Consider the following 20,401-nt stretch of genomic DNA (forward strand, 5'->3'; position numbering starts at 1 on the left):
ACTGCAGGGCGGGATCATACTTTGTTAACTGACGGAAACTTTTAGGCTTAAGCAGGATCAGAGCCTGCATGTTATGCTAACGACCAATTCCCAATGTCACTGTTTGAACACTTGAAACTCATCGAAGACCCTCGCTCTCACATCAACCTAGACCATGATTTAGTTGATATTATTTTTCTTGTTTTAGCCGCAATCGCTTCAGGTTGTGATGGCTGGCAAGCTATCGAAGAATTCGGCAAAGAGAATCTATCTTGGTTGCGTAAACATCGAGATTTTGACAAAGGGATCCCGACTCGGCATTCCATTGCCCGGATTATTAAAGTCATCGATACCGAAATCCTTGTTTTGACGCTCTTTCGTTGGGCAAATAGCTTAAGAGAAACATCATCCAAGCCATTGATCGCTATCGACGGCAAAACGTTGCGTGGTGCTGTTAATCAAAATGGCGCTAAAAATGCGCTACACCTCGTTTCGGCCTTTGATACCGAACAAGGAATTGTGCTCTATCAGCAAGATACACAGACCAAAGGTAACGAAATAGCAACGGTTCAAGCGCTGTTGCACATGTTAGACATTAAAGACGCTGTTGTAACCTTTGATGCACTTCACTGCCAGCGGGAAACGCTTCAACAAATCATCAAAGCTAAAGGCGACTATGTTGTTCAGGTCAAAGGTAACCAACCTCTACTTAGGCAGGCCATAGAGGTGCAGTTTCAACCCCACTGGGATAACAACGGCGTTGACATGTTAAGTATCGAAGAGGATGACAAGGGGCATGGCCGTAAGGAGCGTCGCACGACGTTTCAAGTCCCAGCAACGCTGCCACAGGCGCTCGCGAAAAAGTGGCCGTCAGCCAAGTCGCTAATTGCCGTTGAGCGTCAACGAAAACATAAAGGTGTTACAACCATTAATACGGATTATTACTTAAGTTCTTTACCTCTGGACATCGAACTTGCAGCCAAAGCGGTGCGTCAGCATTGGCACATCGAGAACCAGCAACACTGGGTGCTTGACGTCACCTTTAGGGAAGACTGTTCAAGGATTGGTGACCGTGAAAACGCGAAGAAGATGGCGCTATTTCGGCGTATCGTGCTGAATCTTTTAGGGCAGCATCCGCTAAAAGCCAGTAAACCTACCAAAATAAGAAAGGCAGCATGGAATGGTGATTTTAGGAGCGAGATTTTCTTTGGTTAAGAGATTTAACAAAGCTTAATCCCGCCCTGATAATCACTGTTGTTAAATTTTACAGGCTGAATTAATGCTGATGTCGCTTGGGGCAATAGGCGTTTTAGTGTGCTTGACCAATTAGAGGTAGAGTCTAAATTGATCACTGTTGTTTCTCTAAATTCAAATTTTACAGTTTTTGTATTTTCGAATGTAATGTGTTTTCCAATTAGTTCCTCATGTGTGCATGCTAAAATACTCAGCTCAGTACTTTCTGGGTTGCAAGTTACGATTAATTGAAGATCAGGTTTTAGCTCCTGTTTGACTAGTGAAAATAACAGGGCTCCCGCATGAATGTTTAATTTTCAAACATTCTGCTAAAGCCCGCTTTTAACACGTCTTCCAGATAAGCAGTTTTCATCCAAGCCCGTTTCTGTTTTGCTGGTATGCTGCCCTTGGATGGCTCTGCCCTCAACATATTTAACGACAGGTGGCGTAGCAGCGACCAATTCTCTGCGGCATGGTTTTGATATATCTGGCAAGCATCCTCTTTCATACTGACATCCAGTACCCAATGTAAGCTATTTTCAACATGCCAGTGTGCCCTGACCGCTTCAGCCAGTTGAGTCTCACTCAAATTGGCTGAGCTAATGAAATAGCGATACGTTAATTCCGCCTCTTTTCCTTTCGTTTTCCGGTAACTCAAGCTCATGCCAATCGTTTGAATTCCAGGCCAGTTTTTAAAGGCTCCAACTTGTTCAATCGCTTTAACATGGAAGCTTCTGGCTTCTATTCGACCACGGTTTTTCTCAAACACAATGCCATTGAGCGGCTCGCTTCGTTCCTTTTTAAACATTTCTGCTACCGCACTGTGCAATTTTCCCTGATTACCTTTAAGTGTGAACAAATAATCGCCTTTACCCGCAAGAATTTCCTCAGCAATGGCGGTTTGACAACCCATCGCATCTATCGACACCAGTGCACCTTCGATATCAAGCAACCGAATTAGCTCAGGAATGGCAGTAATTTCATTCGACTTTTCTGCTGTTTTAAGCTGGCCTAATACCACTTTGTTAGCACAGGCGAAGGCATTGACCATATGGATGGTCGATTTGCGGTCTTCCCGGTGATAAGAACCTCGAAGGGTTTTGCCATCTATCGCAATCACCTCGCCTTGCGTTAATTCATGTACCGCCTGCATCCAATCAATAAAGCACTGCCGGAATTGTTCAGGGTCAATTTTTGCAATAATACGTGCTATCGTGTCATCGACTGGGACGCCGTCTAGCAAGAAGCCTTGTGCTTTAAACCATTCATGATGCCCTTGGGCATAGTCGTGAATTTCAGACCAGCCTTCAGCGCCCGCAATCACACCACAGAGGGCGACAAACAGCACATCAGAAAGTGGGTAGGTAATTTTTGCAGACTGGCGGCTATCAATGATGCTATCAAAGTGCGTGGTAAAGACTTCAAGGTACATGCTACTCTCCCGAAAAAGAGAGTATAAGATCACAACTAAAACTGCTCGTCAAATCGATAGATTATTGTTCGAAAAACGTTCGCGATCTTGCCCTGGTGAAAATAAGACGCTAAAGGGCATAGCTTGGTCTATGTTTTCCGTCAAAGCTTGCATCGATTTTGAAATTAAATTATTGAGTATTTTAAACTCTAATAATTCCTGATTTTCTGCTATTAATTGTATCAGCAATTGCTGTTGGTCATTTTTATTCATTCAATAGTCCAAATTGCACAGCTAACTTTATAAGAGTATTAGTCGTTTTGACACAGTTGATATGGAGCACGTATGTCAACGTTACAAATGCTAATGGAAGGGGTGAAAGTTAGCTTTGTATCAACACTGAGTATAGCTTCGTTTAGCTTGCCAATAATCACCGCAATGGTCATAGGGATGATAACTGTTGAATATTTTCGCTTCTGTCGGACTTTTAACATCACAGCGTGGGCATTTTACATGTATTCAGGGAGTCATATATTTAATTCATCCCATTGATCTATAATGTTTTTTAGCTTTAGTTTGTTTCTATTTCAACTAACAATTGCTCCTTATGTTTTAGCTGATACTTTGATAATTTATCAAGTGAAGCAGAGGTTAGTATATGTCCTTCAGGTAACAGCAGTATGTGCTTAAGATTGTATAAGTTTTGCTTTAATTTCATACCGGCTTTGAGTGCACTCACTTGTAGTCCTCTTCTAGCTTTGTTTGCTATGTCTACTTCTTCGGAAGTGACTAAAATTGACAAAGCGTTGACTATCACTGGGTCATAATAACTGCCCTGGCGTAGTTTTATTGCGTCAAAGCCGTCAGCCATGCTTTTTTTATTACCATCGTATCGGCCTTCAACATGCAGCCAAAAATCTCTCGCTACAGCCAATATTCGTGACCCAAGAGGGATTGCGTATTCCGGCCGATCATGAACACTCATTCTGACGGAACGTGAACACCTCTACTGATTGAACGTGAACACCCATACTGATTTCAATCTGAACACTTTGACCATCATTTCCAGAATCGGTGTTCATATTGCCGGTATAGGTGTTCATCTTGCCAGAATCGGTGTTCACGTTCCGTCAGAATCCTCCCTAACGCATTGTATTTAATAATTTTGGTAAGCTGGACTTTTTACGAGGACCAGTGATGCCAGCAGAGAGAATTGCAATGCGTAAAATTCGTGAAGTACTTCGACTTCGGTGGCAAGCTGGCTTGTCCTACCGGCAAATACATCGAGGCACCAAAGTGAGCCTCGGCAAAGTCAAACAACTCATCACTGAGGCTGAGGCCATCGGGCTCTCGTGGCCATTACCAGACGAGATGGATGACCAACATCTTGCTCAGTTATTTTATCCCGCTGCGGATACTAAGCCGTCCGCACGTTTTCAACTGCCTGATTGGACTGAGGTCCATCAAGAACTCAAGAAAAAAGGTGTCTCCAAGCAACTGTTGTGGGAGGAATACACACAACGCCATCCAAACAGTTGTTACAGCTACTCGCAGTATTGCTCGCTCTATATGCAGTGGCATGGAAAGCAGAAGCGTTCGATGCGACAACTGCACCAAGCCGGAGAGAAGTGTTTTGTTGATTACTGCGGCCCCACCGTACCGCTGGTTAATGCCCTCACTGGAGAAGTCACTACCGCTCAGATTTTTGTGGGGGTGCTCGGCGCGTCTAACTACACCTATGCTGAAGCAACACACTCGCAATCCTTACCAGACTGGCTACAAAGCCATGTGCGCATGTTTGAATACTTCGGTGGCACACCTGCGATAGTGGTGCCAGATAACTTGCGCAGCGCCGTCAGTAAAACCTGTCGTTATGATCCGGAACTCAATCCCAGCTACCAACAGTTAGCGGAGCATTATCAAGTCGCAGTTATCCCAGCAAGGCCTTACAAACCTAAGGATAAAGCCAAGGCTGAAGTGGCTGTGCAGATTGTGGAACGCTGGATTTTAGCCAGACTGCGGCATTACACCTTCTTCTCACTGGCAGAGTTAAACCAATGCATCCGGATGTTGCTGGATGATTTGAACCTGCGCCCCTTCAAGCAATTACCAGGAAATCGTTTGGAGGCATTTAATCGGCTAGATAAGCCAGTGCTCAAGCCGCTACCACTACAACCTTATCGCTATACCGACATCAAAACGGTGAAGGTGGGTATCGATTACCATGTGGCTTATCAACAGCATCATTACTCTGTCCCGCATCAATATGTGGGTGAGCAGTTGGAGCTACATGCTGGCGATACGCTGATACAGCTCTACTTCCGTCAGACGTTAATTGCCGCACATCCTCGCAAATACCGTCCGGGTATGACCACAACACCGGCCCACATGCCGGAGCGGCATAGCAAACAGCAACGCTGGACGCCAGGACGGTTGAAGCAATGGGCTAAAGATACGGGGCCGGAAGTGCTGCGTTGGGTCAGTGACCGTCTTGAAGAGAAGGCCCATCCAGAGCAAGCCTATAAGGTCTCCTTAGGGCTGCTCAATTTGACGCGCAGCTATCCCGCAACGCGTCTGAATGCGGCATGTGCTATCGCCAATCGAGAGGGGCTGAATCGCCTTAAGCAACTGAAATCGGTACTGCAAAGCAACCGTGATCAGTTACCTCACCAGCAAGAATTAACCATCGAATTACCACAAGATCACGAGAATATCCGTGGTCCGAAGAACTTCCACTAAAGGAGCCACAGATGACAGTTCAAACCCTAAACCAACTGCACGAGCTGCGCCTAAGCGGCATGGCTACAGCGTTAGAAACCCAGTTACAGCAGCCCGGTACCTATGCCGAGCTTCCGTTCTTGGAACGACTGGGACTGCTGGTAACGCAGGAGCATTTACAACGAGAGAACCGCAAACAGACCCGCTTGGTGCGCCAAGCAGGTTTTAGGCTTCAGGCGACGCTTCAGGAGATAGATTACCAGCAACACCGTAATCTTAAGCGAGCGCAGATCGCCCAACTGAGCCAAGGGGAATGGTTAACGCGGGCGCAGAACTTGCTCATCACCGGTCCCTGCGGCACCGGCAAAACCTATTTGGCGTGTGCGCTTGGGCGACATGCTTGCCATCAGGGTCAAAGCGTGAGGTATTTTAGAACGTCACGTTTGTTGTTGGAGCTGACACAAGCCAAGGCGGATGGCAGTTATCAGAAGTTGCTGACCCAGTTGGCTAAGACGCAGTTGTTGATTTTAGACGACTGGGGTCTAGAGGTGCTGAAACCAGGCCAACGCAATGACTTGATGGAAATAATGGATGATCGGTCAGGCGTGACATCGACAGTACTGATAAGCCAACTGCCGACAGAGCAGTGGTATGCGGCAATAGGAGATAACACGTTAGCAGATGCGATCTTAGACCGCTTGATGCACAACAGTCATCGGCTGGAACTGAAGGGAGAATCAATGCGCAAACACACAGGGGAAAACATCGAACGTGAACACTTAGGAGATAACAGTTAAAGTAAGCTTGCGTTAGGGAGCAAGGTGTTCACGTTCAATCAGAATAGCCGTTCAACTTCGCCGGAATACGCAGGGATGTCTACGCCTGCTTTTTGAGCGGGTTCACCTCCGCCATTAAAGCGCTCTAATTGATTGACGATGATGAGTGACATTTCGCTTAAATGTATCGCGGGCAGTAAGATCTCTTCGGCATGTAATGGATGTTCATTAAATAAACGACGTTCACGATCATAGAGGTCGGTATATGCCGTTTCAGCTATTTTGGTGGGGAGCGCGATTTTACCGATTTCTGAAAATAAGCCCGCTTTTGTTATCGTAACTACCTGTTCTGCGGGCAATTGCAATGCATTTGCAAGATATTCGCAGGTGGCGCTGATTTTACGGGCCAGTTCGCCACTGAGTGGTGGATAACTCACGATGATATTGTAGAGTACCTCTAAGGTAGCAGCTTCATCTTTTTGTCGTTCACTTGCTAAGTTTTTGAATTTAAATAGTGTTTGCTTAAGTTGTTCTGTACGTTTTTGAACGGTTTCCTCAAGGGAGTTATTGAGTTCTTTTAACTGTTTGTTTTGTGCGGCTACCTTGGCAGTAAGTTGTTTGTTTTGACGAATTAAGTGGTACATTGCTAATCCTTCGTCAACCACAGTTAATAGTTCTTGATTATCCCAAGGTTTTTGAACATATCTGTGGATTTTTCAAGATTGATTGCAGAGACCGTCGAGGCAAGATCAGCATAACCCGTCATTAAAATGCGGTAAGCGTCTGGTTGTAATACCGCTGCTTTAGCTAAAAATTCTGCCCCCGTCATATTCGGCATGCGCATATCGGTGATAATGACATTGATTCTATGCTGCTTCATTAACTCTAAAGCTTGGCTCCCGCTATCAGCCAATAAAAGCTGCAGCTCCTTACCGATAAAAAGCCGCTGTAGCGATTTTAGAATACTGGCTTCATCGTCTACACACAAAATCAATGGCAGAGTGCTTTCAGATGGGGTTGGCATTAAGTCACCTATCGCATTTGTCCTATTTGTCTTATAGATTAAAATTATGCTATAAGTGTTAACTAAGCAAGAATAATCATGGGTACGAGAGCATGAAAACGCTCAAGCCAAGCGATATTGCTCAATATTGCGATGTTCATCAACGCACAGTGAGTCGCTGGATCGCTAAAGGTCAATTAAAAGGTCACAAATTACCTGGACGGGGTAATTATCGAGTCTTGATTGATGACTTCATTAGTTTTCTACATCAACAAAACATGCCAATGCCAGAAGCCTTTTTAGCCTCAAATAATAATGAGTTAATGGCTGATAAAAAGTCTATTCTTATCATTGATGATGAATTATCGATGCGAAATGCACTCAGGCGGGCACTCCATTCAACACCCTTTGCAATTTTATCGGCACAAGATGGTTTTCAGGCTGGGGTGAAAATTATTGCTGAAAAGCCAGATTTAATTGTTCTTGACCTGTCCTTACCTGGGTTGAATGGTTTTGAAGTTATCCAATTTATTCGAGAGCGACCAGAGTTAGCAAATATTAAAATTTTAGTATTATCAGGGCTTTCACCTAAAGAGTTAGCAGAGTCGATTAGATTAGGTGCGGATGATGCGATAGCAAAACCTTTTGATAATCATGATCTATTGGACAGAGTAAATATGCTCTTAAGCTAGAGGCCACAATGGATAACTCTTTACTACTAGTCGATGACGATGTTGGCATTTTAAAGGCCCTAAAACGCTTATTAACTCGTTCTGGCTATTCGGTAAAGACAGCTCAAAGTGGAGAAGAAGCGTTAAACCTATTACTCACTTATGATTGTAAAGTTGTTTTGACCGATTTTAGAATGCCCTATATGGATGGATGGCTGTTACTTTCTAAAATCAAACGCTTATATCCTGAAGTCGTCGGGCTTGTCATTAGTGGTTATTCAGATTTTGAGTCGGTGAAATCATTACTTAATGCGGGTAGTGCGTATCGTTTTCTGCAAAAACCTTGGGAAGATAACGAGTTACTTGATGAAATAGCGAATGCATTTACGCATCACAACAAACAGATATTTCAACACCAATCCCAAAAAATGTTGTTGGCTAGTTCCGATGCCTTACTCGAGATATCCCCATCTAATAAAATTGTGCATGCTAATATTGCGGCGACAAAGCTCTTGGGTTCAACCTTGGTCGAGGGACGTTTGCTTGATGAGTTTTTGGTTGAAACAGATAGGTTAACCTTGCAGGAACAGGCATTAGCAATCGGTCAGAGTGTATCTATTAGGTTATTGAATCACACTGAATTAGAAGTGAGTTGTCGTTTAGCTGGTCCTTCTGGGGTCGTTTTGTGTTTAAATCCCGTGACTGATGGAGAGTTGCTAAACACGGCATTTGAACTTCCTTCGCTGCTTAATTATCAGCAGCTTATCTCGGTGATAACACAATATCTCAATTCTCGCAGAGCTAGGGTTCTCGTTGTTATCAAGATCAAAAGTTTTGAACTCTGGAGCCGCATGATTGGTTATTCAGAAGCGCAGCGCTGAAGGATCCCCTCATAAATCAGCCATAGCATAGCCATATTTGAGCAACTGATTGGCGAATAATACCCAGGCCGCCAGCAATTCTTTCTCCGTGATTTGATAATCAGGCCGCCTGAGTACCTCCAATCCCAAGCGAATCGTTGAGAGTACCGTTCGATGCCCAATGGTATTGGCCTGAAAATGCTTATCCCAGCCCTGTTGCTGTGCGTGTAAACCAACTAGCCACAACAGGCATTGAACCATCAACGCTATCAGTAGGATGATGTCGAATCGCTCTGGACTGTTGGTACGACTTTGGCGTAAGCCAAAGCCGTATGCCGGGCTTTTGAGGTCACGAAAGGTTTCCTCTATTTGCATACGTTTGGCGTACAGGTTTACCAGCTGCTTTGGGCTCCGAGATTCTGGTGGTAAATTGCTGGCTAACACCCAAGGCTCTTTCGCCGATGTTGAGTACGTTTTTGCCGATGGATGGTGGCAATTAGTCCTCGTTGAACGCTGATTTGTACGCCCCTTAGGTTTGCTACGATAAAGCGTGAGATGGCAATTGATAGGGTTAGTTTTGGTCAAGGTCTTACAACCCAGGCTCTTCGCTTGACCGTTGGCCAAGTCATGTGTACTGCGAACTGCACGCCAATTTTCAGCGCCAATATCTGCAAATTGAACTGTACCGCGAATACGGCTTAGCCAAAACCAACCATGCGCCTCAACCTCTTTGTACCAAGGCACTTTGAACCCCGCGTCAGTCACGATGAGAGGGGTAACATGCAAAGGTAAAATCTTGGCTAAGTCCGCTAAAAAACCGTTGTGGGAGGCCTTAGAGCATTGTTCTGATAGGGGATAGGACTTCTCATACAGGGTAATAGAGCGGCCATTGAAGGCTATTGAGGCGCGCAGAGCCATGATGCGTTTATGCTCTCGGATGTCTGACCAATCGACGAGCACAATCGGCATAGGGTTACCAGAACAGATGAGGCTGGCATGCCATTGGTAGACAGCTAACCGTTCTTGATGCAGATGCGTGTTGCCGAGCAAACGATCAATGCGCTTGATGTTGTGCTTGGTTCGGGCCGTGGTTGGTAAATTTCGACCTAACTCAGTCAAGGTCAGTGTCTTACATTCAATCAGTGCCTTAGAGGCCAGCATCAAGCTGTTTAATCGTTTTAGGTGAAGTTCTGGGCAGTATTGGTGTAAAGAATGTTGTAGGATATTGGCTTCGCGCATCTTGTTGTCCAAGTGTAGTTTTTGGCGAAACCATTTGATCATGCAACAAGATGCGCTTCCACCCTAATTTGATGATTTATTTGTAAATCATCAGGGGATTCTTCAGAGCGCAGCGGACTATCGAGCATATTGCATTACAGCTACTTAATTCCACTGGTACGGCAGGGGAGCTTGCACTACTAGCGAATGAACAATTTGTGCTTTGTTTACCTGATATTACCTCCGAGATGGACGCTTTACAGAAGGCCGCTTCAATTATTGACCCCGTGACTGGTAAAGCTAATTTGACCTCATCTAAGTTGGATTATGCTGTCAGTTACTGTCTTATACCCGACGATGGTGATGAGCCTCGAGCCGTTCTGAATAATTTATTACTGGGTAATCTGATGATGGCAGAAGACTCAGTCCGGATGTTCATGCGTTATGATCAGCAAGCTATTGAACGAAAAAAACACCAGATCTCATCAAATCAGGCGTTATTTCATGCGGTGCAACAGCGTCAACTTTTTCTGCATTTTCAGCCAAAATTTGATTTTGCCAAATATAATTTGTCCGGCTGTGAAGCCCTCATTCGGTGGCAGCACCCCGAATTTGGGATGGTTTCACCTGCGTTATTTATTCCTTTAGCTGAGCAACATGGCCAAATGGTGGATATTGGCTATTGGGTACTCAAAACGGCCTTTATTACTGCGGCCAGATGGCGGAGTGAAGGCATTCAATTTGGGAAAATGGCAATTAATATATCTGGTCGACAGTTAACTGAGCCTGATTTTATTCACTGGATAAAGCATCATATTCAGCTGACAGGCGTTTCACCGACAGATTTAGAATTTGAATTAACCGAAACTTTTTTGCTTAATAACCTTGAAGATTGCGCGATCACCCTTAAGGCGATTGCTGAACTCGGTATCAGTATTGCGATAGATGATTTTGGTACCGGTTATTCATCTTTGAGTTACTTGAGTAAACTACCTATTAATGTACTAAAAATTGACCGTTCACTTGTGCTCGATATTGAAAGTAATTTGAATACTGAAAGTTTAGTGGCTAATGTGGTCAGGTTAGCACATGATCTGAACATGAAAGTGGTTGTCGAGGGTATTGAAACATTGGACCAACTCAATATTGTCAAATCCTTAGGTTGTGATGTAGTGCAAGGATACTGCATTTCTAAACCGCAATCTGAAGATGAGTATTTAGCGCTATTGGCTTCTTTTGAAAGTCTTTCAGCTACAATGGCTTAGGAGAGAGTTATGTTTAATGTACTCTTTGTTGATGATGACAGTTTTATGCTTAGAGCTCTCTTACGGCTAGCGAAAAGACTGAGACCTGACTGGCAGTTTTGGACTGAGGAGGATGGCCTAAACTGGGCAAAATCTATAGCTAATGATGTTAATGTCGATCTTATAATCTGCGATTATTTAATGCCTGATGTTAATGGCGATAGGGTACTCGTTGAGGTTTCAAAACATTATCCCCAGGCAATTAGAGCGTTACTTACAGGTGACACGACAGAGGAAGTAGTATGCAAAGCGGGCAAAACGGCTCATTTTGTATTGAGTAAACCCTTCAATGAACAGGATATTGTACAACTTCTGACCTCAGTGGAACGGGTTCATAAATTGCCATTCTCCCAAGACGTTAGAGCAATGTTGGGCGCAAGTGCTTTATTACTACCTCTGCCAGACATAGTGCAACAGGTCCGCAAAGTGCTTCTAAATCAGCAATCCGAAGCCGCCGATATTGTTGATCTTATTGCCCACGAACCAATTATTACCGCCAAATTATTACAACTCGCAAACTCTGCGTTTTTGGGTTTTAGCCGCACAACACTGTCAATTGAAGAGGCTATCAAACGCTTAGGGGTGGATTTAACTAGCGCGATTATTAGTTCCATCGCCATTGAGCAATCGGCGACGTCGATTATTGATAAGTCTGCACAGAGTAGAATTAACGAGCATGCGTATCAGTTAGCGCTTAACGCTCAAAAAATCGCTAAAGCACTTAATTTACAAAAGAGTCTACAAGAAGAGCTATTTATTGCCGCTTTGATGTCGTCAATAGGTGAGTTGATTTTGGCATCTCGTATTTGGCAAGATTCGTTTGCGACTCAGTTTACGGAGTGGCCAGTGAGAAAACTCATCGTCTCTATATCAGCCTATCTTTTAACGCTTTGGGGGTATAGCGAATCCTTATGTGACAACATTTTATCCAGCGCAGAGCCTGAGGTGAGTAATGTTGAACATAATCTAGCCTTATTATTATGCTTGGCACACTATGCCACTAAATATCACGGCAGAATCCCCGATGAAATATTGAATAAGCTACCCGATGAGCAAATAAAACTAAAATTAGCTAATCTCTAACTCAAGATACATTTGTGGGCATTTAGATCTTACATATTTATTCGATCACTAACTTATCCCAACTTGCTGAATTGACTGCAACTTTATTCTCTGTCGCTTTCATGTTTCCCATATAGCAATGTTAACCCTTCGAACTCCCTTGGTATGCGAATAAAGTTGAATATCATCTAACTTATTCGCATCACTAGAGCGTGCTTTTTACTGCTATTGTTATCATTAACCGTTTATTTTCCTGAATGAAAAAGCGTGTTAGGTTAAATCCACAATCGCATGCCCCACCTAACGAAAGGATGTTTTATGGTTGAAAAAATCACTGGGATGCTAGCACTCATCGGCGTGCTTTCGCTTTTTTGTCAATGGCTTGGTTGGAAGTTGAGATTACCAGCAATTTTACCGCTACTACTCTGTGGTTTATTACTAGGTCCAGCATTTGGAGTGTTAAATCCCGATGCAATATTTGGGGATTTACTGTTTCCGATTATTTCCCTAGGCGTTGCCGTGATCCTGTTTGAGGGCGCATTAACCCTCAATTTTAAAGAGATTAAAGATCATGGCCGCATGGTGACTCACTTAGTGAGTATCGGCATGGTGATCACCTGGGGCTGTATCAGTACCGCCACTTTTTATCTGCTAGATTTTAGCTGGGAAGTTGCACTGCTATTTGGTGCGTTGGTGGTGGTCACGGGGCCAACTGTGATAGTACCAATGCTGCGCAGTGTTAGGCCAAAGTCGCAGCTCGCGAGTATTTTACGTTGGGAAGGGATTGTGATTGACCCAATTGGCGCGCTGCTAGCGGTATTAGTGTTTGAATATATTGCGGTATCTGGCAATCAAACTAGCCATGTACTCTATGCACTAGGTTCTATGCTCACACTTGGCTTAGGCTTAGGCGCTGCATCGGGTTACTTAATTGGCCAAGTGATCCGCCACAATTTGTTACCACATTATTTACGTAATACCGCAGTATTAACCCTTATGCTGGGGATTTTTGTCGGCTCAAATTTGTTGCAGGAAGAATCGGGATTACTCACCGTGACTGTGATGGGCATTTGGCTGGCGAATATGCGCGGCGTGGATATTGCTGAAATCCTTGAATTTAAAGAAACACTGACAGTTCTGCTGATCTCCGCATTATTTATTCTGTTAGCAGCGAGACTAGACTCGAATGCCATGATGGATTTAGGTTGGGGCGGCATTGGTGTGCTCGCCGTGACTATGCTAGTTGCACGGCCACTCAGTATTTGGGTGTCAGGCATTGGGACGTCACTCTCAAAGGCCGATAAGTGGTTCCTATGTTGGATTGCTCCGCGGGGGATTGTGGCGGCGGCCGTGTCTTCATTATTCGCCATTAAGTTAGAGGCAAACAATGTACAGGGCGCCGAAGCCATTGTACCTTTAGTGTTTTTAATCATTATCGGCACCGTGGTGATCCAAAGCCTAACCGCGGGCCGCTGGGCGAAATACCTTGGGGTCACGTCGGGTTCGGCGCAAGGATTATTAATTTTTGGTGCCTCCAAGTTTTCCCGCGAGCTGGCAAAAATCTTAAAAAGCAAAGATGTCAAAGTGCTGCTGGCCGACAGCAACTGGGATAATATTCGTCTTGCGCGGATGGATAATATTCCGGTCTATTTTGGTAACCCTGCCTCGGAACATGCTGAAACCTATATGGATCTAACAGGGATTGGCCGCGTGCTGATCATGTCGCCTTATAAGCAGTTAAACCCGCTAGTGACGTTCTATTTTCAAGATGTATTAGGCGCTAAAAAGGTTTTTGGCCTTAATAATGCCGAGCAGGGCAGCGCGCGCCATCAATTATCTGAGACTTATAAACAGCGGCTATGTTTGTTTGGTGATACGGTTTCCTATGCCAAAATCGCTAGTCAAATGTCGAAAGGGGCGCAACTTAAAGTCACTAACTTAACTGAAAACTTCACCTTTGAGCATTTCCGCAAACGTTATGGTGAAACGGCATTGCCGTTAGTGTATCTAACCAAAGAAGGTAAAGTTGTGATTGTGTCAGGCAATAACAACCAATTCCCCAACGGCATTGAGTTGATTAGTTTATTGCCCGTTGAAGCCCTTGAAGAAGCGAAAGTCCAACAGGCGATTGCAGAGCAAGAGGCGATCGCTGCACAGGCCAAAGCGGCGGAAGAAGCGGCTCTTGCGAAAGCCAAGGCCGAGGAGAACGCTGAAGCTGAACGTCAACGACTTGAGCTACAAGCGCAAATCAAGGCTGCGGAACAAACGCAACCTGAGGTTGAAGTTCAAGAAAACATTAATACATCTGATGAAACCCTAGCTAAGGGATAAGCCCGTTAAGTGAGACGAAAATAAAAAAGGCACTAGATTGTAGTGCCTTTTGTTTATTTTTGATGGGCTTAGCTGGTACCGCTTAGCGATTAAGCGGCGCGTTCCTGTGACGTCGTTGCGACGACTTCAGGGCGCAGCTCTGCTGGGTCAAAGTCATCCACATTGATAGACTTCATACGGCCGATTTCGGCACGTTCCAACAGTTGTACTTCGCTGTCGCTTAGTACGCCTAAGGCTTTACCTTCAGCAGCGACTTTATCTAACCACATGAAAGGTAAACGTTTGCCACTGGCCTTACAGACTTTGTCGAATAAAGGTTCGGCGGCCAGAATATCCTTCAGCGTTTGCTCTTGGATACCCACAGCATTGTGCTCAGAGTTAGACCAGAATTGGCCTTTACCTAAACGATCACGGCTTTCACAAGGGGTTTGCATGATCTTAGCCACTTTATGGTCTAACACATCGCTTGGACGTTTCAGTGGACGACCAAATGGGAACATGATGGCGCGTAACACGCCGCCCAGACCCATAGGGAAGTTATCCAGTAAATCGTCTAATGAAGCTTGTAACTTGTACAGAGCATCTTCAACCGCCCATTGAACCAGTGGTAGATCGTCAGTTTGACGGCCTTCATCTTGGTAACGTTTTAAGGTTGCAGAGGCGAGATATAACTGGCTTAACAGATCACCTAAGCGGGCAGAAATACGCTCTTTACGTTTTAAGTTACCGCCTAAAGTTGCCATCGCTAAGTCTGATAGCAGGGCAAGGTTAGCACTGAAACGGTTCATATGTTGATAATAACGCTTGGTTTTATCTGAGTAAGGCGCGTTAGAGAAACGGCTTGATGTCAGACCTAACCAGAAGCTACGGACAAAGTTACTGGTCGCAAAACCAATGTGACCGAAGATGGCCGCATCGAAGTTGGCTAAACCTTGGCCAGACTCAGTGTCAAATGCTGACTCCATTTCGGCTAACACGTACGGATGGCAACGAATTGCACCTTGACCATAGATGATCATCGAACGTGTCAGGATGTTTGCGCCTTCAACGGTAATCGCAATCGGAGCCGCTTGATAGCCACGGCCTAAGTAGTTGTTAGGGCCTAAGCACACACCTTTACCACCGTGGATGTCCATGGCGTCGATAACGCATTTCTGCATACGATCGGTCAGGTGATATTTCACGATAGCCGAGATAACCGAAGGTTTTTCACCTAAGTCGATACCTGTGGTGGTTAATGAGGTCACGGCATCCATCAGGTAGGCGTTACCACCGATGCGTGCCATTGGCTCTTCAATCCCTTCTAACTTACCAATAGGCAGTTTGAATTGGCGACGAATACGTGCATAGGCACCGGTTGCTAACGCTGCGGTTTTCACTCCACCGGCAGAGTTTGATGGCAGCGTAATACCACGGCCAACAGACAAACACTCAACCAACATACGCCAGCCTTGGCCAGCCATTTTTGGACCACCGATGATAAAGCTTAATGGTACGAATACGTCTTTACCGCGAGTAGGACCGTTTTGGAACATACAGTTCAGCGGGAAGTGACGACGACCCGTTTCAACGCCTTCAACGTCTGTAGGAATAAGCGCGCAGGTAATGCCCAGCTCTTCTTTATCGCCTAACAGGTGATCAGGATCGCGCAGTTTAAAGGCTAAGCCTAATACAGTCGCAACAGGTGCGAGGGTGATATAACGCTTGTTCCAGGTTAAGCGCATACCTAAGACTTCTTCGCCTTCCCATTGGCCTTTACACACGATACCAAAGTCAGGGATAGAACCCGCATCGCTACCAGCCTCTGGGCTGGTCAGTGCGAAACAAGGGACTTCTAGCCCTTTGGCTAAACGTGGCAGGTAATAGTTTTGCTGCTCTGGCGTACCATAGTGTTGTAACAGTTCGCCAGGGCCTAAAGAGTTAGGCACACCTACAGTGGATGCCAGCTCGCTGCTTAAACCCGCAAGCTTTTGCAGTACGCGTGATTGGGCGTAGGCTGAGTACTCTAAACCGCCGTATTTTTTCTTGATGATCATGGCGAAGAAGCCGTGATCTTTCAGGTATTGCCATACTTCAGCAGGCAAATCAGCCAGTTGGTGCGATACTTGGTGTTGATTCACCATGCGGCACACTTCTTCAACTGGACCGTCTAAGAAGGCTTGCTCATCGGCACTTAAACGAGCGACAGGGTAGTTGTGGAGTTTTTTCCAGTTTGGGTTACCCGCAAACAGATCGGCTTCCCACCAAGTGGTACCAGCTTCAATCGCTTCTTTTTCGGTTGAAGACATTTCGGGCATGATGCCACGGTACATCTTCATCAGTGGGCGACTGATAACATTTTGTCTAAATGCACTGATATTGAGGGGCAGCGCGATCACCAGGAAGATAATCCAAGAGATAGGGCCGACAACATCGAGTGTCCATCCGGCTGTCATCACAACAGCGGCTGCAATAGTGGCAGTGAGCAAAGATACCCGAAGGTAAGCTAGGGCTCCTAGCACTAAGATCATGGCGATGATCCAAAGTAGGGTAGTCACTGTATTTCTCCTTAAGTATGACCGAGTGCCAATCACAGGTCATAACGAGTTTTGTTGATTGCGATCACAATTATAGTTTGTGGTCTGACCTGTGTCGCATAAAAGTTAAACCTAAGGCAGTTTTAATACAAGTATTTTTCAAACAATTGTTTAAATTTTTTGTCACCTATGATCATTCCACAAATGTCATCAACTAGTTACAATGCAAAACCGTGGATATTTGGATTGAGAAAGGCGAGAAATATGTGTGAGTTACTGGCGATGAGCGCCAATGTGCCGACCGATATTGTGTTTAGTTTTACGGGTTTAGCACAGCGTGGTGGCGTCACTGGGCCCCATGTCGACGGTTGGGGGATCACTTTCTATGAGGGCCGTGGTAGCCGTACGTTTAAAGATGCTTGTCCAAGTAGTGAGTCGCACATTGCAAAATTAATCAAATCCTATCCGATTAAAAGCGAGGTGGTGATAAGCCATATTCGTCAGGCCAATCGCGGCTGTGTTTCCCTTGAAAATACTCATCCTTTTACCCGCGAGTTGTGGGGTCGTTATTGGACCTATGCCCACAATGGTCAGTTAAGCGACTATCAAGCGAAGTTTCAGGTGTCCCGTTATCAGAGTGTTGGTGATACCGACAGCGAGTTGGCTTTTTGCTGGATACTGGAGCAAGTCGCGGCCAAGTTTGGTGACCGTCGTCCAGAGGATATGCAGGCGGTGTTTCGATTTGTGGCTACGCTTGCCGAACAAATCCGAGCCCTTGGGGTATTTAATATGATCCTCAGCGATGGTGAATATTTGATGAGCTATTGCAGTAATAATCTGTGTTACATCACCCGCAGGGCGCCGTTTGGCAAGGCAAAATTAATTGATACCGATGTAGTGATTGATTTTGATAAAGAAACCACGCCACACGATATCGTGACTGTAATTGCCACTCGGCCGCTAACCGAAAACGAAGACTGGCAGGTGATGCAACCCGGTAATTGGAAGTTGTTCCGCTTAGGTGAGCTGCTTATCGATTTGTAATTGGGGCGCTGTCACAGTCAGTCATTGCACTTTGACGGAATTAAATAAGACACAAAAGGCCAAACGGAGTCACTCACGTTTGGCCTTTTGTGCTGTTACGGCATCTTAGAAACAGCGCTAAATCCATCTTAAATTGCGATAAATGTGTAACTGGCTTAATTCGCGCCTGTGCCGAGGAGTTTAGGTACTTTCCGCTCCGTCGGAACTTCAGTATCAACGGCAGCGGGCACGGCTTCAACTGGCACATCGTCGAAATGATACTTAAGCAGTTTGATATCTAGCTGTTTGCTGCCTTTTTCAAAGTGCGTCAGACGAACGGGGAGGTAGGCTAAATCCGGCGCCATCCAAAAGAAGGTTTGGCGTTTATGATTGTCACGCACTACCTCAATTTTGACTGTATCATAACTGCCGCTTTCAATTGTCATCCGTTCCTTACCAATCACATGGAACTTATACTCATCGAGCTCGTTAGATTTAATCATTTTATAATCAAGCACTTCTTTGCCAGCGCTGATATCGAGTCGAAACTGCAGCTGCACCATTAAGGGATCGAAAATATCGCCTTCAAACGGGAATTTACCTTTTTCATCCTTATAACGGGTGTGGATCATGCCCTGTGCCTTAGCAAAGGCGGTTTGTTCGATAAAATTTGGGCCGACGCCTTGGCGCTCATGCAAATAGCGCAGGGGCAATAATTGATTCCCCTCTTGGGCAAACTCACTCAGTACATGGCGCACATCGGTCAGTAATAACAGGCTAAGATCGCTGTCGAAGCGATATTTATAGACGCCATCCTCTATGGCTGGCAGTTGATACTTGGCCTTACCCAGTTCAACATCACCATAATTAACTTGATATTCAGCAGTTTGAGGCGTTAAAGGCGTTGGCGCCGCCATCGCAAATACGCTGTGGGTGAGTGCGAGACTCACGAATAACGTTGGAATTGTGCGCAATTAATGCTCCTTTATATCGCAAACAGAAAGCGTCTAACACTGCTTATCCTATGGCTCAGCTATCAAATTTAAGTGTTTATAACCGAGTTTATATTGGAATAAATAGTTTTTAGATCAATATATTAAATTAGAACGGGATTGACATCACTAAGGTTACCATATCCGGTTGCCACTCACATTCAGACAAGTTCACTTTGCCACAGTTCACCATTACACCTTCAAGGCGCAATAATTCCATCTGTTCCTGAAAGGAGGCTGAATGTTTTTCGAAGGAAATTTTTCCTTGACTATTGAGTACTCTATGCCAAGGAAGTGACAAATGTTCGGGGGCCAATTTGAGAGCCCTGGATACATAGCGAGCGCGTCCTGGTAACCCTGCGAAATCGGCGATCTTACCATAACTGCTCACTTTGCCAGGCGGGATCATCGCTACAATCTGCCAAATCTTCGCCATGGGTGATAGGGCATGACTTCGTATATCTTGTGTATTGTCTAACTCGTCTGGCGTATTAGCCTTATCTTGCTCTAAGTAGCGATAAAGTGGAGACTTATCTTTTGCAAATCGCATGATGATGCCAAGTAAAACATGAACAGATGAGCCAGTGTAGCGTTAAACGAAGGCCAAGTGAAATAGAGGCTAGTTTGAAAAGCCGTAATGTCAATCTAAAAAACCGATTGTAATGATTTTTATTAAACTATTTAGTTTTGAATATTGAGAAAACACAGGAATAGTTCATAATGGCGCCAATTTTTTTGACTCCATAAGAGATGAAACAGGCATGGCTGTACTCGATATTCTGACAATTCCCGATGAACGTCTAAAACGCAAAGCGCAACCCGTAAAAGATATAGAAGCAATTCAGGGATTTATCGATGACTTAATCGAAACCATGTACCACACTGACGATGGTATCGGTCTGGCCTCTACCCAAGTGGGCAGTACAGATGCGGTGATTGTGATCGATTTATCCGAAACCCGTGACCAACCCTTAGTGCTGATTAATCCAGAGATTGTTGAAAAGTCTGGCGAGTATGTGGGTGAAGAAGGCTGTCTTTCAATCCCAGGTTACCGCGCCAAAGTGAGCCGTTTCGAAAAGGTCAAAGTCACCGCCTTAGACAGACAAGGCAAAGCGGTTGAAATCGAAACCGACGACTTTTTAGCCATTGTTTTGCAACATGAAATTGATCATTTACACGGTAAAGTGTTTATCGAGCATTTATCGGCATTGAAGCAACAAATCGCCTTAAAAAAGGTACGTAAATACGCCTAATTTCCCCAATGATCTGATCCAGTAATAGTGGACACTTTGCTAAGCACTGTT

At 44.9% G+C, this 20,401-nt stretch carries 19 protein-coding genes; 10 read left to right on the forward strand and 9 right to left on the reverse strand.

Annotation, left to right across the window (positions count from 1 at the left end):
• Positions 1 to 93 precede the first annotated feature (93 nt).
• Positions 94 to 1,194, forward strand: a complete 1,101-nt coding sequence (locus tag FJD32_RS10990) for an ISAs1 family transposase (protein ID WP_172590376.1) — start codon at positions 94 to 96, stop codon at positions 1,192 to 1,194.
• Between the two features lie 328 nt (positions 1,195 to 1,522).
• Here FJD32_RS10990 and FJD32_RS10995 read toward each other — a convergent pair whose 3' ends face one another.
• From FJD32_RS10995 to FJD32_RS11005, 3 genes are all read right to left on the reverse strand, one after another.
• The gene (locus tag FJD32_RS10995) at positions 1,523 to 2,644 is read right to left on the reverse strand and encodes an ISAs1 family transposase (RefSeq protein WP_140906917.1); all 1,122 of its coding nucleotides are present in this window, start codon (positions 2,642 to 2,644) and stop codon (positions 1,523 to 1,525) included.
• A gap of 48 nt (positions 2,645 to 2,692) precedes the next feature.
• On the reverse strand, positions 2,693 to 2,896 hold the full coding sequence (locus FJD32_RS11000) for a hypothetical protein (RefSeq protein WP_140906916.1): 204 nt from the start codon (positions 2,894 to 2,896) through the stop codon (positions 2,693 to 2,695).
• A 298-nt stretch (positions 2,897 to 3,194) separates the two neighbouring features.
• Positions 3,195 to 3,608, reverse strand: coding sequence for an HD domain-containing phosphohydrolase (locus tag FJD32_RS11005; protein ID WP_181159811.1), 414 nt, complete (start codon positions 3,606 to 3,608; stop codon positions 3,195 to 3,197).
• Positions 3,609 to 3,820: 212 nt separating this feature from the next.
• Here FJD32_RS11005 and istA point away from each other — a divergent pair, with 212 nt between their 5' ends.
• Together istA and istB are read left to right on the forward strand one after the other, a co-directional pair.
• The gene (istA, locus tag FJD32_RS11010) at positions 3,821 to 5,362 is read left to right on the forward strand and encodes an IS21 family transposase (RefSeq protein ID WP_133040733.1); all 1,542 of its coding nucleotides are present in this window, start codon (positions 3,821 to 3,823) and stop codon (positions 5,360 to 5,362) included.
• Between the two features lie 11 nt (positions 5,363 to 5,373).
• Positions 5,374 to 6,138 (forward strand): IS21-like element helper ATPase IstB, encoded by a 765-nt coding sequence (istB, locus tag FJD32_RS11015; protein WP_133040732.1) that lies wholly within the window; start codon positions 5,374 to 5,376, stop codon positions 6,136 to 6,138.
• 38 nt (positions 6,139 to 6,176) lie between these two features.
• On the opposite strand, the gene FJD32_RS11020 is transcribed toward istB, so the two are convergent.
• Positions 6,177 to 6,761, reverse strand: coding sequence for an HD domain-containing phosphohydrolase (locus FJD32_RS11020; protein WP_181159812.1), 585 nt, complete (start codon positions 6,759 to 6,761; stop codon positions 6,177 to 6,179).
• A gap of 23 nt (positions 6,762 to 6,784) precedes the next feature.
• Complete coding sequence (locus tag FJD32_RS11025; protein ID WP_240200004.1) at positions 6,785 to 7,141, reverse strand: response regulator; 357 nt, start codon at positions 7,139 to 7,141, stop codon at positions 6,785 to 6,787.
• Positions 7,142 to 7,233: 92 nt separating this feature from the next.
• Here FJD32_RS11025 and FJD32_RS11030 point away from each other — a divergent pair, with 92 nt between their 5' ends.
• Positions 7,234 to 7,812 (forward strand): response regulator, encoded by a 579-nt coding sequence (locus FJD32_RS11030; RefSeq protein WP_140906915.1) that lies wholly within the window; start codon positions 7,234 to 7,236, stop codon positions 7,810 to 7,812.
• An 8-nt stretch (positions 7,813 to 7,820) separates the two neighbouring features.
• Positions 7,821 to 8,672, forward strand: a complete 852-nt coding sequence (locus FJD32_RS11035; RefSeq protein ID WP_181159810.1) for a response regulator — start codon at positions 7,821 to 7,823, stop codon at positions 8,670 to 8,672.
• Positions 8,673 to 8,681: 9 nt separating this feature from the next.
• Here the strand turns inward: FJD32_RS11035 and FJD32_RS11040 are convergent, their stop codons facing one another.
• A complete protein-coding gene (locus tag FJD32_RS11040) occupies positions 8,682 to 9,890 on the reverse strand; it encodes an IS4-like element IS10A family transposase (RefSeq protein ID WP_001206290.1) in 1,209 nt (402 codons plus the stop codon).
• A gap of 386 nt (positions 9,891 to 10,276) precedes the next feature.
• On the opposite strand from FJD32_RS11040, the gene FJD32_RS11045 reads away from it, so the two are divergent.
• The 3 genes from FJD32_RS11045 (at position 10,277) to FJD32_RS11055 (ending at position 14,566) form a co-directional block, all read left to right on the forward strand.
• Entirely contained in the window at positions 10,277 to 11,134 is an 858-nt protein-coding gene (locus FJD32_RS11045; RefSeq protein WP_181159880.1) for an EAL domain-containing protein, read from the forward strand.
• 9 nt (positions 11,135 to 11,143) lie between these two features.
• Complete coding sequence (locus FJD32_RS11050; protein WP_037419113.1) at positions 11,144 to 12,256, forward strand: HDOD domain-containing protein; 1,113 nt, start codon at positions 11,144 to 11,146, stop codon at positions 12,254 to 12,256.
• A 297-nt stretch (positions 12,257 to 12,553) separates the two neighbouring features.
• Entirely contained in the window at positions 12,554 to 14,566 is a 2,013-nt protein-coding gene (locus FJD32_RS11055; RefSeq protein ID WP_140907643.1) for a sodium:proton antiporter, read from the forward strand.
• Positions 14,567 to 14,655: 89 nt separating this feature from the next.
• Here FJD32_RS11055 and fadE read toward each other — a convergent pair whose 3' ends face one another.
• A complete protein-coding gene (gene fadE, locus FJD32_RS11060; protein ID WP_140907642.1) occupies positions 14,656 to 17,103 on the reverse strand; it encodes an acyl-CoA dehydrogenase FadE in 2,448 nt (815 codons plus the stop codon).
• Between the two features lie 243 nt (positions 17,104 to 17,346).
• On the opposite strand from fadE, the gene FJD32_RS11065 reads away from it, so the two are divergent.
• The gene (locus tag FJD32_RS11065; protein WP_140907641.1) at positions 17,347 to 18,126 is read left to right on the forward strand and encodes a class II glutamine amidotransferase; all 780 of its coding nucleotides are present in this window, start codon (positions 17,347 to 17,349) and stop codon (positions 18,124 to 18,126) included.
• Positions 18,127 to 18,281: 155 nt separating this feature from the next.
• Here FJD32_RS11065 and FJD32_RS11070 read toward each other — a convergent pair whose 3' ends face one another.
• Both FJD32_RS11070 and FJD32_RS11075 read right to left on the reverse strand, forming a co-directional pair.
• Positions 18,282 to 19,079: a DUF3108 domain-containing protein gene (locus FJD32_RS11070; protein WP_140907640.1), complete on the reverse strand. Its 798-nt coding sequence runs from the start codon at positions 19,077 to 19,079 to the stop codon at positions 18,282 to 18,284.
• Between the two features lie 127 nt (positions 19,080 to 19,206).
• Positions 19,207 to 19,650, reverse strand: coding sequence for an MGMT family protein (locus FJD32_RS11075; protein ID WP_140907639.1), 444 nt, complete (start codon positions 19,648 to 19,650; stop codon positions 19,207 to 19,209).
• Positions 19,651 to 19,858: 208 nt separating this feature from the next.
• Between FJD32_RS11075 and def the strand changes: the two genes are divergently transcribed.
• Positions 19,859 to 20,350: a peptide deformylase gene (gene def, locus FJD32_RS11080; protein WP_037427638.1), complete on the forward strand. Its 492-nt coding sequence runs from the start codon at positions 19,859 to 19,861 to the stop codon at positions 20,348 to 20,350.
• Positions 20,351 to 20,401 lie beyond the last annotated feature (51 nt).

It is taken from the genome of Shewanella sp. LC6, assembly GCF_006385735.2.
In the GTDB taxonomy this organism is placed as follows: domain Bacteria; phylum Pseudomonadota; class Gammaproteobacteria; order Enterobacterales; family Shewanellaceae; genus Shewanella; species Shewanella xiamenensis.